Annotated in this window: 14 protein-coding genes; 4 read left to right on the top strand and 10 right to left on the bottom strand. The window is 70.7% G+C overall.

What is annotated here, in order from left to right; all coding sequences use genetic code 11:
* Positions 1-181 precede the first annotated feature (181 nt).
* Positions 182-1435, top strand: a complete 1254-nt coding sequence (locus ACFVFQ_RS15860) for a PTS transporter subunit EIIC (protein ID WP_383415205.1) — start codon at positions 182-184, stop codon at positions 1433-1435.
* Positions 1436-1553: 118 nt separating this feature from the next.
* Here the strand turns inward: ACFVFQ_RS15860 and ACFVFQ_RS15855 are convergent, their stop codons facing one another.
* The 8 genes from ACFVFQ_RS15855 to clpS all read right to left on the bottom strand — a co-directional run bounded on the left by ACFVFQ_RS15855 (position 1554) and on the right by clpS (position 7719).
* Positions 1554-2306: an MBL fold metallo-hydrolase gene (locus tag ACFVFQ_RS15855; RefSeq protein ID WP_383415202.1), complete on the bottom strand. Its 753-nt coding sequence runs from the start codon at positions 2304-2306 to the stop codon at positions 1554-1556.
* A 362-nt stretch (positions 2307-2668) separates the two neighbouring features.
* Entirely contained in the window at positions 2669-3619 is a 951-nt protein-coding gene (locus ACFVFQ_RS15850) for a PLP-dependent cysteine synthase family protein (RefSeq protein WP_383415199.1), read from the bottom strand.
* A 6-nt stretch (positions 3620-3625) separates the two neighbouring features.
* On the bottom strand, positions 3626-3907 hold the full coding sequence (locus tag ACFVFQ_RS15845; RefSeq protein ID WP_383415197.1) for a MoaD/ThiS family protein: 282 nt from the start codon (positions 3905-3907) through the stop codon (positions 3626-3628).
* A gap of 145 nt (positions 3908-4052) precedes the next feature.
* Positions 4053-4187: a putative leader peptide gene (locus tag ACFVFQ_RS15840; RefSeq protein ID WP_342456966.1), complete on the bottom strand. Its 135-nt coding sequence runs from the start codon at positions 4185-4187 to the stop codon at positions 4053-4055.
* Between the two features lie 228 nt (positions 4188-4415).
* Positions 4416-4841: a Mov34/MPN/PAD-1 family protein gene (locus tag ACFVFQ_RS15835; RefSeq protein ID WP_383415194.1), complete on the bottom strand. Its 426-nt coding sequence runs from the start codon at positions 4839-4841 to the stop codon at positions 4416-4418.
* A gap of 155 nt (positions 4842-4996) precedes the next feature.
* The gene (locus tag ACFVFQ_RS15830; RefSeq protein WP_383415191.1) at positions 4997-6445 is read right to left on the bottom strand and encodes an amino acid permease; all 1449 of its coding nucleotides are present in this window, start codon (positions 6443-6445) and stop codon (positions 4997-4999) included.
* A 351-nt stretch (positions 6446-6796) separates the two neighbouring features.
* Positions 6797-7390 (bottom strand): DUF2017 domain-containing protein, encoded by a 594-nt coding sequence (locus tag ACFVFQ_RS15825; RefSeq protein ID WP_383415189.1) that lies wholly within the window; start codon positions 7388-7390, stop codon positions 6797-6799.
* Positions 7387-7719 carry an ATP-dependent Clp protease adapter ClpS gene (gene clpS / locus ACFVFQ_RS15820; protein WP_383415186.1) on the bottom strand — a complete coding sequence of 111 codons (333 nt, stop codon included), beginning with the start codon at positions 7717-7719 and terminating at the stop codon, positions 7387-7389. The genes ACFVFQ_RS15825 and clpS overlap by 4 nt, the downstream gene beginning before the upstream one ends.
* Positions 7720-7880: 161 nt before the next feature.
* Here clpS and ACFVFQ_RS15815 point away from each other — a divergent pair, with 161 nt between their 5' ends.
* Both ACFVFQ_RS15815 and ACFVFQ_RS15810 read left to right on the top strand, forming a co-directional pair.
* Complete coding sequence (locus ACFVFQ_RS15815) at positions 7881-9209, top strand: nicotinate phosphoribosyltransferase (RefSeq protein ID WP_383415184.1); 1329 nt, start codon at positions 7881-7883, stop codon at positions 9207-9209.
* 138 nt (positions 9210-9347) lie between these two features.
* Positions 9348-9944, top strand: a complete 597-nt coding sequence (locus tag ACFVFQ_RS15810; RefSeq protein WP_383415181.1) for an isochorismatase family protein — start codon at positions 9348-9350, stop codon at positions 9942-9944.
* A 115-nt stretch (positions 9945-10059) separates the two neighbouring features.
* On the opposite strand, the gene ACFVFQ_RS15805 is transcribed toward ACFVFQ_RS15810, so the two are convergent.
* The gene (locus ACFVFQ_RS15805; protein WP_383415634.1) at positions 10060-10491 is read right to left on the bottom strand and encodes a hypothetical protein; all 432 of its coding nucleotides are present in this window, start codon (positions 10489-10491) and stop codon (positions 10060-10062) included.
* Positions 10492-10614: 123 nt separating this feature from the next.
* Positions 10615-13005, bottom strand: coding sequence for an immune inhibitor A domain-containing protein (locus ACFVFQ_RS15800; RefSeq protein WP_383415178.1), 2391 nt, complete (start codon positions 13003-13005; stop codon positions 10615-10617).
* Between the two features lie 425 nt (positions 13006-13430).
* Between ACFVFQ_RS15800 and ACFVFQ_RS15795 the strand changes: the two genes are divergently transcribed.
* Complete coding sequence (locus tag ACFVFQ_RS15795; protein ID WP_383415175.1) at positions 13431-13736, top strand: hypothetical protein; 306 nt, start codon at positions 13431-13433, stop codon at positions 13734-13736.
* The last annotated feature ends 9 nt before the right edge of the window (positions 13737-13745 follow it).

The following is a 13745-nucleotide window of genomic DNA, read 5'->3' as shown; positions in this document are numbered from 1 at the left end:
GTTCGCGCCCCCGGGGGCCGACGGTCATGTGGTCCATACCACTTGGAAGAATGGATTCCTTTACGCCACCGCCACGTGCTAAGAATGGTCTAAACCACCAGGTGGTTTAGACCAAGGTGTAGACCAACGGCGGGCCGTCTCCCCCTTCTCTCCCGGGCCCGCGTCCTCCAGGAGGAATCCGATGAGTTCGGCCACCGCCACGAAGGCGGCCCCCGCAAAGAAGCGGGGATCCGGCCTGTTGCAGGGCCTGCAGAAGATCGGCCGCAGCCTCCAGCTGCCGATCGCCGTCCTGCCCGCAGCCGGCATTCTCAACCGCCTCGGCCAGCCGGACGTCTTCGGCGACAAGGGCCTGCACTGGACCGCCGTCAGCAAGGTCTTCGCCGCCGCCGGCGGCGCGGTCTTCGACAACCTGCCGCTGCTGTTCTGCATCGGCGTGGCCATCGGCTTCGCGAAGAAGGCCGACGGCTCCACGGCGCTCGCCGCCCTGGTCGGCTTCCTGGTCTACAGCAACGTCCTCAAGGCGTTCCCGGTCACCGAGGGGCACATCGAGAACGGCAAGTGGGTCGAGCCCGTCGTCAACAACCCCGGGGTCCTCGGGGGCATCGTGATGGGCCTGCTCGCCGCGGTCCTGTGGCAGCGCTACCACCGCAAGAAGCTGGTGGACTGGCTGGGCTTCTTCAACGGCCGCCGGCTGGTCCCGATCATCATGGCCTTCGTCGGCACCGCGGTCGGCGTCCTCTTCCTGCTGATATGGGAGCCGGTCGGCAACGCCATCTCCGCCTTCGGCGAGTGGATGACCGGCCTGGGGGCGATCGGCGCCGGCCTCTTCGGCCTGATCAACCGCGGGTTGCTGCCGATCGGCATGCACCAGTTCGTCAACACCGTCTCGTGGTTCCAGCTCGGTGACTACACCGACGCCGCCGGCAAGGTCGCGCACGGCGACATCGGCCGCTTCTTCGCCGGCGACCCGACCGCCGGCCAGTTCATGTCCGGCTTCTTCCCGATCATGATGTTCGGCCTGCCGGCCGCCGCGCTGGCCATCGCGCACGCCGCCCGCCCCGAGCGCCGCAAGGCCGTCCTGGGCATGATGGTCTCGCTCGGCCTGACCTCGTTCGTCTGCGGCATCACCGAGCCGATCGAGTTCTCGTTCATGTTCATCGCGCCGGTGCTCTACGCGATCCACGCCGTGCTGACCGCCGTGTCGATGGCCGTCACCTGGGCGCTCGGCGTCCACGACGGCTTCACCTTCTCCGCCGGCGCCATCGACTACCTGCTGAACTGGAAGCTGGCCACCGAACCGTGGCTGATCATCCCGCTCGGCCTGGCGTTCGCGGCCGTCTACTACCTGCTGTTCCGCTTCGCCATCACCAAGTTCAACCTCCCCACCCCGGGCCGTGAACCCGAGGAAGAGGTCGAGGACCTGACCAAGGCGTAGCCCCCGCGCCCCCGCGACCCCACGGCCGCGCGCAAAGGGCCCCGGAACCGCAGCTCGCGGTTCCGGGGCCCTTGTCGCCTCTCGTCCCCCCTTCCCGCCCCGCCGCGGCGGGGCGGGCTCAGATCTCGTAGACCGCGCCGGCCTTGGCGACCTCGACCGGCCCGTCGTAGACCTTCTGGGCGTCGCGGACGCTGATGTCGGGATCGGTCCACGGCGGGATGTGGGTCAGCACCAGCCGGGACGCGCCGGCCTGCCGGGCGTGCTCGCCGGCCTCCCGGCCGTTGAGATGGAGGTCCGGGATGTCCTCCTTGCCGTGGGTGAAGGACGCCTCGCACAGGAACAGGTCGGCGCCCTCGGCCAGTTGCGCGAGCGCCGCGCAGGGGCCGGTGTCGCCGGAGTACGTCAGGGTGCGGCCGCCGTGCTCGATCCGGAAGCCGTACGCCTCGACGGGATGGCTGACCCGCTCCGTGCGCACGGTGAACGGGCCGATGGTCGCGGTGCCCGGGGTCAGCTCCCGGAAGTCGAAGACCTCGCTCATCGCCTTCTCGTGCGGGAGGTCGTCGTGCGCGGCGGTCAGCCGGCGCTCGGTGTCGGCCGGCCCGTAGACCGGCATCGGGGCGCAACGGCCGCCGTCCGGGCGGTAGTAGCGGACGACGAAGTAGCCGCACATGTCGATGCAGTGGTCGGCGTGCAGGTGCGACAGCAGCACGGCGTCCAGGTCGTAGAGACCGCAGTGGCGCTGCAACTCGCCGAGGGCGCCGTTGCCCATGTCGAGGAGCAGCCTGAAGCCGTCGGCCTCCAAGAGGTAGCTCGAACAGGCCGATTCCATGGAGGGGAACGACCCCGAGCATCCGACGACGGTGAGCTTCATACGGGCGTGAACCTCCATGGGCTGGGGGCACCCCACCCGGAAATGGCCGGGGAGGGTGGCGGCCGGCGGTGCCGAAAACGGTCCCGACGCGGTGTCGTACGGGGCTGCTGCCGGGTCCTTGGCGGTCGGTGCGGTGCCCACGAGCGTACGGCGCGCAGGGGCGCGCGGCGCCGTAGGTGGGGCGAGCTGTGGGCGGAATCACCAGTCCGGGTGGGGGTGGGACGGCGGACCACACCGCGCTTCCGGTGGGCGGAAGTTCCGTCCGAAAACCCTCGCCGCGGCCGCGCGCGGCGGATGCCGAAGGGGGTGGCTCCGGCGGTCGCCGCGAGCCACCCCCTTCGGGTGCGTGAAGGCGTTAGAGCCTACGCCCAGAGCTGCCCGTGCAGCGTCGCGATGGCCGCCTCGGTGGACTCGGCGGTGTAGACGCCGGTGGAGAGGTACTTCCAGCCGCCGTCGGCGACGACGAAGACGATGTCGGCGCTCTCGCCCGCCCGGACCGCCTTGCGGGCCACGCCGAGGGCGGCGTGCAGCGCCGCGCCGGTGGAGATGCCGGCGAAGATGCCCTCCGTCGCGAGGAGTTCACGGGTGCGGCGGACCGCGTCCTCGGAGCCGACGGAGAAGCGGGTGGTGAGGACGGACTCGTCGTAGAGCTCGGGGATGAAGCCCTCGTCGAGGTTGCGCAGGCCGTAGACGACGTCGTCGTAGCGCGGTTCGGCGGCGACGATCTGCACGCCGGGGACATGCTCGCGCAGATAGCGGCCGACGCCCATCAGTGTGCCGGTGGTGCCCAGGCCCGCCACGAAGTGGGTGACCGAGGGCAGGTCGGCGAGGATCTCGGGGCCGGTGGTGGCGTAGTGGGCGCCGGCGTTGTCCGGGTTGCCGTACTGATAGAGCATCACCCAGTCCGGGTGCTCGGCGGCGAGCTCCTTGGCGACCTTGACGGCGGTGTTGGAACCGCCCGCCGCGGGCGAGGAGACGATCTCCGCGCCCCACATCGCGAGCAACTCCCGCCGCTCGGCGGAGGTGTTCTCCGGCATCACGCACACGATGCGGTAGCCCTTGAGCTTGGCCGCCATGGCGAGCGAGATGCCGGTGTTGCCGCTGGTCGGCTCCAGGATCGTGCAGCCGGGGGTGAGCCGGCCGTCCTTCTCCGCCTGCTCGATCATGTGCAGCGCGGGCCGGTCCTTGACGGAGCCCGTGGGGTTGCGGTCCTCCAGCTTCGCCCAGACGCGGACGTCCTCGGAGGGCGACAGGCGCGGCAGGCGGACGAGCGGGGTGTTCCCGACCGCAGCCAGCGGGGAGTCGTACCGCACGGTCCCTCAGACCCTTCCGCCGGCCACGGCGGGCAGGATGGTGACGCTGTCGCCGTCGGCGAGTTCGGTGCCGATGCCGCCGAGGAAGCGCACGTCCTCGTCGTTGAGGTAGACGTTCACGAAGCGGCGCAGCTCGCCGCCGTCGTCGACCAGGCGCTCGCGGATGCCGGCGTGCCGGCCGTCCAGGTCCTTGAAGAGTGCGTCGAGGGTGACACCGCTGCCCTCGACGGCCTTCTGGCCGTCGGTGTAGCTGCGCAGGATGGTCGGGATGCGGACCTCGATGGCCATGGGAGTGCTCCTGTCGGAGTTCGACGATGCGGGGGCGGGTGCGGTGCTGCATGCGGTGCTGTGGTGGGGCATCGCGGTGGTGCGTACCGGGCGGCGCGGGCCCGTGCGGGCGGATGCGGCACGGGGGCCGGGCGGCGGGCGGCCGTTACGCGGCGCAGCGCGGACAGATGGCGCTGGAGAGGCGGCACAGGTCGATGTGCAGCCGGGCGACTCCGCTGCCGAAGGCGCCCAGGAGGCCGGATGCGGCGCGGCGCGTGGCGAGCGGGGCGTGCGTGCGCACACCCGGCGCCACCGTCCTCGGCTCGCTCGTTCCGCACACGCCATGGTCAACCATGCGGTCATCGTAACGATTCCCGGTCCGGGTTCTGGAACCTCGTCCCATGATGCGGACGTTCGCCGTACGCCAGGTGGGACGCGGATCGGGCCCGGGCCTCGGCGCCCGCCGCGACCGGGGGCGAACCCCCAGGTCACGGCCGCCGCTCGCCCCCGACATGAGGTCGGCCACGCGTCAGGCGTAGCTCTCGACGATCCGGACCTCTTCCTCGGTGACCGCGCCGTCCACGATGCGGAACGAGCGGAACTGGAAGGGGCCGGCGTCGTCGGTGTCGGCGGTGGAGACCAGGACGTAGTGGGCGCCGGGCTCGTTGGCGTAGGAGAGGTCGGTGCGCGAGGGGTACGCCTCGGTGGCGGTGTGCGAGTGGTAGATGATCACCGGCTCCTCGTCCCGGTCGTCCATCTCGCGGTAGAGCTTGAGCAGATCGGCGGAGTCGAACTCGTAGAACGTGGGCGAACGGGCCGCGTTGAGCATCGGGATGAACCGCTCGGGGCGGCCGGTGCCGGCCGGGCCCGCGACCACGCCGCAGGCCTCGTCGGGGTGGTCCTGGCGGGCGTGCGCGACGATCTGGTCGTGGAGGGCCTTGGTGAGGGTCAGCATGCGGCCCAGGATAAGAGGGGCGCCCGAAGCACTCGGTTGAGGGTGGCGGCGGGCGACGGGCAGACAGCCGGGCCCGCGCGTACCGACAGGTGGTACGTGCGGGCCCGCATGCTGGACAGGTGGTGCGGTGCGGCCGGTTGTGGCGCTCCCGGGCGTCAGCCCTTCTCGGCCGGTTCGGCGGGCGCCTGGGCCAGCTGTGCGGCGTCCCGGCGCTTGATCACGAGGTAGCCGACGGCCAGCATGACCGCCCAGACGGGGGCCGCGTAGAGCGAGATCCGGGTGTCCGGGTCGATGCCCATCATCACGATCACCATGCCGATGAAGGCCAGCGCGAAGATCGAGGTGAACGGGGCGCCGGGGGCCTTGAATTCGGACTGCGGCAGCTCGCCGCGGTTCGCCTTGGCCCGGTAGCGCAGTTGCGACAGGAGGATGACGATCCACGCCCACATACCGGAGATGGTGGCGAAGGAGACGACGTAGTTGAACGCGTCGCCCGGCCACTGGTAGTTGATGTAGACGCCGACGAGCATCAGCGCCACGGAGACGCCGGTGCCCCACGTGGGCAGGCCGTTCTTGCTGAGCTTGGTGAAGAACTTCGGGCCCTGACCGTTGAGCGCGAGGTCGCGCAGCATCCGGCCGGTGGAATACATCCCGGAGTTGGCGGAGGAAAGCGCCGCGGTGAGCACGACGAAGTTGACGATGCCCGCACCGGCCGGCAGGCCGATCTGCTGGAACGCGGCGACAAACGGGCTCACGCCCGGCTTGAAGTACGTCCAACTCACCACGGACAGAATGATGATGAGCGCGCCGATGTAGAAGAGGCCGATCCGCCACGGCACCGTGTTGATGGCCTTGGGGAGCACCTTCTTCGGGTTGGTCGCCTCGCCCGCGGTGACGCCGACGAGTTCGACGGCGAGGAAGGCGAACATCACGATCTGAAGGGTCATCAACGTGCCGCCGATGCCCTTGGGGAAGAATCCGCCGTGCGACCAGAGCAGGGTGAACGAGGCGGTGTCACCGGCCTTGGAGAAGCCGAGCGTGATGACGCCGAGGCCGATCAGGATCATGCCGACGATGGCGGTGACCTTGACCATCGAGAACCAGAATTCGAGCTCGCCGAAGATCTTCACCGAGATCAGGTTGATCCCGAACAGCGCGACGGTGAAGACCAGCGCGGAGACCCATTGCGGTATGCCCTTGTTCCAATATTGGACATAGGTGGCCGCGGCGGTCACTTCCGTGATGCCGGTGACGACCCAGAAGAGCCAGTACGTCCAGCCCGTCACAAAGCCGATGAACGGGCCGAGGAATTCCCGGCCGTACTCGGAGAACGAGCCGGAAACGGGCCGGTACATGAGCAGTTCGCCCAGGGCCCGCATGATGAGGAAGATGACCAGACCGACGATGGCGTACGTCAGGATGATGCTCGGTCCGGCCTTGGAAATGGCCTTGCCTGCTCCGAGGAACAGACCGGTACCGATGGCGCCACCAATGGCGATCATCTGGATCTGGCGATTGCCAAGACCCCGCTGGTAGCCCTCTTCGGGGGCTCCTCCAGCCGCCTCGTTGCCGTCGCGATGCTTGTCGACCTGCACAGAGGTCATGAGTGGTGCGCCTTTCTCCATTCCGACCCGGCTCTGTCCGGATCGGGTCCCGATCCCCCCGGATGGAGTTCCTGCACGCCGACGGTCGGCCGGCTCAGCGCTCCCGCAGCGACATGGGTGGCGTCACTCACGGCAGGTCGAGAACTTTTATCACGACCTGCCGGAGATCAACCAGAGATCGGGTGAGGCATTCCACAGAGAAATCAGGACAAAGCGCGAAATCCCCAACACAGCGCACGGCCCCGTTGACGGGATCGTTATCCGGATTTGAGCCTCCGCTGAGCGAACGGAGAGTAACCGGCGGGCCGGGTGCGCCCCGTTGTGCGCCGGCGCCCGCCCGCGGCCCCGGGCTCAGCCCATCAACGCCTCGACGAGCGTCTCCTGGAGACCGCCCAGCCAGAAGTAGGCGAGCACCATCGGCTTGCGCGGATCGCTGTCCGGCAGCCGCAGCAACTCCCCGCCGTCGTCCTCGTCGGTGACCTCCAGGCGCGTGCCGATGGCCAGCCGGAGGTCGTTGAGCGCGCTCAGCCACTGCCGGCACTCGTCGGGCTTGAGCCGCAGCACCGCGCCGCCGTTCTCGGCCGACAGCGCGTCCAACGCCCGCACCAGCGCCAGCGCGTCGTCGCGCTTGCGGGCCCGCAGGTCGTTCTCGGTGTAGCGGCGGAACTCGGCGGAGGCGGCGCGGACATCGTCGTCCGGCACCCGGTCCGGGCCGCCGTACGCGTCCGGGAAGAGGCGCGCCAGCACCGGGTCGGACGGCGGCTCGCTGGGGCCCTCGGCGAACAGCGCGGCCAGCATGTCCTGTTCGTCGCCGGCCTCGGGCTCGGTGCCCGGACCGATCAACTCCAGCAACTGCACGGCCAGGCTGCGCAGGATGGAGATCTCGACCTCGTCGAGCGGGGCGGCGGCGCCGCCCCCGGGCAGCGGTTCGAACTGGCCGGTCATGCGCGGTCCTGCTGGAGGGTCGCCCACAGGCCGTAGCCGTGCATCGCCTGCACGTCGCGCTCCATTTCCTCGCGGGAGCCACTGGAGACCACCGCGCGGCCCTTGTGGTGGACGTCGAGCATCAGCCGGTGCGCCTTGTCCTTGGAGTATCCGAAGTACGTCTGGAAGACGTAGGAGACATAGCTCATGAGGTTCACGGGATCGTTGTGAACGACCGTGACCCACGGGACGTCGGGCTCGGGCACCTCGAACGGGGCCTCGTCGGTCTCCGGACGCTCGATCTCGACCGGGACGCTCAGGCTGCCGTGATGTGGCCGCAGGGTGCTCATGGGTGACGGGTGGGCGCTCACAGGGCCCATGCTGCCACCCAGGGGCGGGCGACGCACAAACGGCCCCGGAGCGTCCCGCGCCACCGTGCCGCCCGGGGCGCGGGACGGCCCTTGGGACCACTATCGTCAAAGTGACGAGTACGAGGGGTAGCATCTCCCCTATGAACACAGCAGACCTGGGGCTGCCGGTGGCCGTGCCGTCGACGGCGCTCTTCACCGACCAGTACGAACTCACCATGCTGCAGGCCGCGTTGCGGGCCGGCACCGCGCACCGGCGGTCGGTCTTCGAGGTCTTCACCCGGCGCCTGCCGGAGGGCCGGCGCTACGGCGTGGTGGCGGGCACCGGCCGGGTCCTGGACGCGGTGGAGAACTTCCGCTTCGACGACACCATCCTGGGCTTCCTGCGGGAGCGCCACATCCTCGACGGACCGACCCTGGACTGGCTGGCCGACTACCGCTTCCGCGGCGACATCTGGGGCTACCCGGAGGGCGAGGTCTACTTCCCCGGTTCGCCGATCATGCGCGTCGAGGGCACCTTCGCCGAGGCGGTGGTGCTGGAGACGGTGATCCTGTCGATCCTCAACCACGACTCGGCGGTGGCCGCGGCCGCGTCCCGGATGGCGGTGGCCGCCGGCGACCGGCCGCTGATGGAGATGGGCGCCCGGCGCACCCACGAGCTCTCGGCGGTGGCCGCGGCCCGCGCCGCGTACGTCGGCGGCTTCCACGTCACCTCCGACCTGGCGGCCGGCTTCCGCTACAACATCCCCACCGTCGGCACCAGCGCGCACGCCTTCACGCTGCTGCACGACAGCGAGCGGGACGCCTTCACCGCCCAGGTCGACACGTTGGGCAGCGGGACGACGCTGCTGGTGGACACCTTCGACGTCACCGAGGCGGTGCGGACCGCCGTGGAGGTGGCCGGGCCCGGCCTCGGCGCGGTGCGGATCGACTCCGGCGACCTGCTGCTGATCGCGCACCGGGTGCGGCAGCAACTGGACGAACTGGGCGCCACCAAGACCAAGATCGTGGTCACCAGTGACCTCGACGAGTACGCCATCGCCTCGCTGGCCGCCGCGCCGGTGGACGCGTACGGCGTCGGCACCCAGTTGGTGACCGGCAGCGGGCACCCGACCTGTTCGATGGTCTACAAGCTGGTCGCGCGGGCGGACAGCGACGAACCGGGCGCGCCGCTGCGGCCGGTGGCGAAGAAGTCGATGGGCGCCAAGTCCTCGACCGGCGGCCGGAAATGGGCGGCGCGGCGGCCGGACGAGCACGGGGTGGCGGAGGCCGAAGTGGTCGGCGCCGGGCCGGTGCCGGCCGAGTTGACCGACCGGCTGCTCCAGGTGCCGCTGGTCAGCGGCGGCACGGTGGTGGCCCGGGAGCCGCTGGACGCGGCGCGCACCCGGCACATCGCGGCCCGCGCCGGGCTGCCGCTGTCGGCGACCCAACTCTCCCGCGGGGAGCCGGTGCTGCCCACCGAGTTCGTCTGACCGGACCGTCCCCGCCCCGGCGGACGGGCGCGCGCGAACCGCGCCCGTCCGCCCCTCCCCCCGCGCGCCCGCAGTGGCTACCCTCGGTCACACACCACTTCCCGCGCCCCTCACCCACCCAGCCGGAAGGCACGCACCATGCACCGGGCACTGATCGTCGTCGACGTCCAGAACGACTTCTGCGAGGGCGGCAGCCTCGCGGTGGCGGGTGGTGCGGACGTCGCCGCCGCCATCACCGATCTGGTCGGCGCCGCGGCCGGCAGCGGCTACCGCCACGTCGTCGCCACCCGCGACCACCACATCGACCCGGGCGACCACTTCTCCGACCACCCCGACTACCGCACGTCCTGGCCCGCGCACTGCGTGGCGGGCACCGAGGGCAGCGGCTTCCACCCGAACTTCGCGCCGGCGATCGCCTCCGGCGCGATCGACGCGGTGTTCTCCAAGGGCGCCCACACGGCCGCGTACAGCGGCTTCGAGGGCACCGACGAGAACGGCGTCCAGCTGGCGCGGTGGCTGCGCGAGCGGGACGTGACCGACGTCGACGTGGTCGGGCTCGCCACGGACCACTGCGTGCGCGCCACCGCCCTGGACGCGCTCGCCGAGGGGCTGCGCACCCGGGTCCTGCTGGACCTGACGGCGGGGGTGGCCCCGGAGTCGACGGAGCGGGCGCTGACGGAGCTACGGGAGGCGGGGGCGGAGCTGAGCGGCAAGCCGGTGGTGGTCGGCGGCTGAGCGCCGCTGCGGGGCGCTTCCCCGCCCGTCCTCAGGCCGGACGGGCCCGCGCGCGACGTTTGCGACCGCCGTGGCCGCCTACGGGCGAGGATCGCGGCCTGGCGGCCGCTCGTCCTCAAACGCCGGACGGGCTGGAGTTGGCAGACGGGCTGGATCTTGGTGTTGACCAGTCCATTCGGGGCCAGTCGGGGTGGGGGCGGGTGGGGGTCGGGGTGGGCTTTTGGGGGCGGAGGAGGGCGCGTATGGGATGCCAGGATTCGGTGTCGTCGTCGGGGGCCTCGCGCCAGACCAGGCCGTCGGGGTGGTGGAGCACCGCGGTGATCTCGTCGGGGGTCGGCGGCTCGGTGTTGCCGCGCAGGTAGACGGCGCGCAGGCCGAGGTTGCGCAGCCTGGTCAGGGCGCGCGAACGATTCACCGCGTGCACCAGGACGCGGATGCGGCAGCCGCCGTCGTACGGGCCGCAGAGCGGCCCCTGGCCCGGCCTGGGCAGCGAGAGGGCGACCACCACGCTTCCGCCGGGAAGTCGCGCGAAGCCACCTCTGGTCATCGTCATATCTCCCCCGTGAGACTCGGCGTCAACAAGGAACTGTAAGACGCATCTAAACGCCTATCGGCCGCCGCCCGCTAGAGGGCGGCGGCCGATAACGCCATGACCTGCGGGTTTTACTTTCTACTTGCCGGCGGGGCCGACGGTGAGGAGCACCGTGGAGCCGTCCTTGGCCTCCTTGCCGACCGTGATCTTGGTGTTGGTGTCAGTAACGCGCACCCCGCCGGTCGGGTTCGCCGGGTCGACGTAGGAGCCGTGGCGGTCGTCGAAGACCGGCACCCCGGGCTTGGCGGCGATCTTCACCGCGGCGCCGTCCTTGTGGAGGGTGAGGGCGTCGGTCCGGGCGCGGGTGAAGGTCGAGTCGTAGGACTGGAAGCGGTTGCGCATCAGCGAGCCGTCGGCCCAGCGCTCGGCCCGCGGGTGCGCGTCGACGGGGAGGATGCGGCCGACGCCGGGGTGCACGCCGACGTTGTTGTCCCGCTGCGAGGTGTCCCAGAGCCAGATCAGCACGCCGTTCTGGTACGGGAAGTGCTCGACCCAGGACGGGCGGGTGCTCTTCCAACCGAAGTTGTACGGGCCGGACTTGAGGGTCTTGTCGTAGGAGACGTACTGGCGGTTCTCGGCGAGGTAGTACTGCGGGTAGTCCTTGGTGAAGGACGCGCCGATCCGGGAGAAGCCGGCGGCGGTCCAGCCGTTGTCGCCGGCCTCGGCACCGTCGGTGAACAGCGGGGCGCCGTCGGCGGTGACGGTGAGGGCGTCGGCGGTGAAGCCCTTCTGCGCCACCCCGCCGTCGGTCTGGTAGCGGAAGCGGAGGCCGATCTTCTTGCCGGCGTAGGCGTCCAGCGGGAAGGAGAGTGCCTGGTGGGAGGTGACCGTGCCGGTCAGGGCGGGCCGGCCGGAGGCGTCCCGGGGCAGCGGCGCGCCACCCGCGGTGCCGTCCAACGGTGTCCAGGTGGCGCCGCCGTCGGTGGAGACCTCGGTGTAGAGGAAGTCGTAGTCCTTCTCGATGTCCCACCAGCCCTTGAGGGTGAGCGCGGCGGTGGACCTGCCGGTCAGATCGACCGTCCTGGTAAGGGTGTTGGCGAGGTTGTCGCCCATCCCGCTCCACCACTGCGCGGCGCCCTCGGCCGGCTTGACGATCTCGGTGGTGACCTTCTTCGCGGGCAGTTCGACGACCAGGGCCTGGCGGTTCTTGGTGTTGTACTCGGCGACGCCCAGGGTGTGCCGGGAGGGCGTCGCGGCCTTGGCGGTGGCGTAGTTGAGCCAGCCGAGCTGGAGCTTGTCCCAGGCGCCGAGGTCGCCGGGGAGGTCGCCGATGGCGTCCTTGCCGCGGCCGAGCCAGGAGCCGGCCGACATCAACGACCAGAAGTCCACCGAGGATTCGCCCTTGCCGGTGGTGTCGTACTCGTCCGGCAGGCCGAGGTCGTGGCCGAACTCGTGGGCGAAGACGCCGAGTCCGCCGTTCTCGGGCTGCATGGTGTAGTCGCCGACCCAGAACCCGGTGTCGCCGATCTGGGTGCCGCCGGCCTTGTTGTCCGCGGGCCCGGTCTTGCCGGCGTCGGTGCCGTACGCGTACCAGCGGTGCGCCCAGATCGCGTCGGTGCCCTGGGCGCCGCCGCCGGCCGACTCGTCCTCGCCGGCGTGCACGATCTGGAAGTGGTCGATGTAGCCGTCGGGTTCGTTGAAGTTCCCGTTGTGGTTGTAGTCGTTGCGGTCCCACTGGTCGTACTGGGCGAGGTCGGCCTTGATCTGGGCGTCGGTGCGGCCCTTGGCCTTCTGGTCGGTGACCCACTGGCCCACCGCGTCGCGGATCAGGTCCCAGGCGTTGGGGCAGTTGGTGGCGCCGCAGTAGTTGGAGCCGTAACGCGCCTCGTTCCACGGGACGCGGACCCAGTCGGAGACCTGGCCGTCCACGGAGTAGCGGCCCGAGGACTGCCGCTCGTAGAACTTCGCCAGCGACTCCTTCTTCTTGTCGTGCGAGAAGTAGAGGTCCTGGTAGTGCTGTCGGTCGAAGTCCGGCTGCCAGGCGGTGCTGTTGTCCTTCTTCCGGTCCGGCCGGGCGATCTGGTTGTGCGCCGGGCCGGGGGTGCCGCCGTACTTCTTCACCGGGGGCAACGGGCCGTCGCCGTCCGGGTCGTACGTCGTGGTGTCGTCGACCTTGTCGCCGAAGTCCACCAGGATCGTGAAGATCTTGTCGGTCTTCTGCCGGGCGAGCTCGACGTACTTGCCCTTGCCCAGCTTGACGACCTTGGAGCCGCCGCGCTCGCTGGCCTGCGCGTCGCCGGAGATGACCTGCCGGAGCGCCTCGGTGCGCTGCGCCGTCCGGCGTTCGCTGAAGGGGCCCTTGAGGTCGTGGGCGTCGGCCCGTTCGGGGGCCGGGTCGTGGCGGACGGCGGCCGCTGCGGCCGGCGGGGCGTCGGCCGCGGCTATGGAGGGAGCGAGAACGGCCGCCCCGGTCGCGGCGAGCGCGGTGGCCAGGACGGCCGTTCCGTAGAGTCTTCGGTGGCGTCTCACGTGGTAAAGCCCTCCCCATCAACTGGTCAACTATGGAGGGCATTTGACCGGATGCATCGGGGAAAAGACAGATCTTGACGTGTGCGTGAGCGGCCAAGTACGTTATCCGGCTTGCGTGTCACAGTTAACGGACAGTGGAGGCACAGGTTCCGGTTGGCGCGTCGGGCAGTGGGCCGCCCCGGAGAGATATGCCCGACGGGCATGCGCCCCCGTCGCCAACAGGACGGACGCCGCGCCGGGCGCTCCGTCGCACCGCTTGGCCACCGCCCCGTGCGCCCCCGTGCTCCGGGCCGGTGGGTTAGGCCACGCTTACCTGCCGTTCCGCTCGGGCACAAGGAACCGTAGGCTCGCCCGTTGGCACCCCGTCGCTCGCCCGACGCCCGCAACTACCCCTCTACCAACCCTTTTTGAGGACGGAACCCGCCATGCCTCGTCCGACCGCCACCCAGCTCGTCTACGGTTCGGCCACCGTCTTCCTCTCCACCCTCGCGATGCTGCTGCTCTCGCAGACGCAGACCGGGATCGGGGTCGCGGTCATCGCACTGGCCGGCCTCGGGCTGGGGCTGCTGGTCGCGATGACGGTGCCGATGCCGGGGATGTCGCGGGTGGTGCGCCGGGGCGGCGCGGGTGCCCCGGCCGGCGACCGGGCCCCGCTGCGGGCGGTGCCGAGCGCGGGCGAGCGGCTGCCGCGGCAGCGGGCCGGCGCCCGGGTCGGCGGACGCACCCGCTGAGCGCCCGCC

The sequence above is a fragment of the Streptomyces sp. NPDC057743 genome (genome assembly GCF_042798755.1).
Classification (GTDB): domain Bacteria; phylum Actinomycetota; class Actinomycetes; order Streptomycetales; family Streptomycetaceae; genus Streptomyces.
This window is presented reverse-complemented; position numbering and strand designations above follow the sequence as displayed.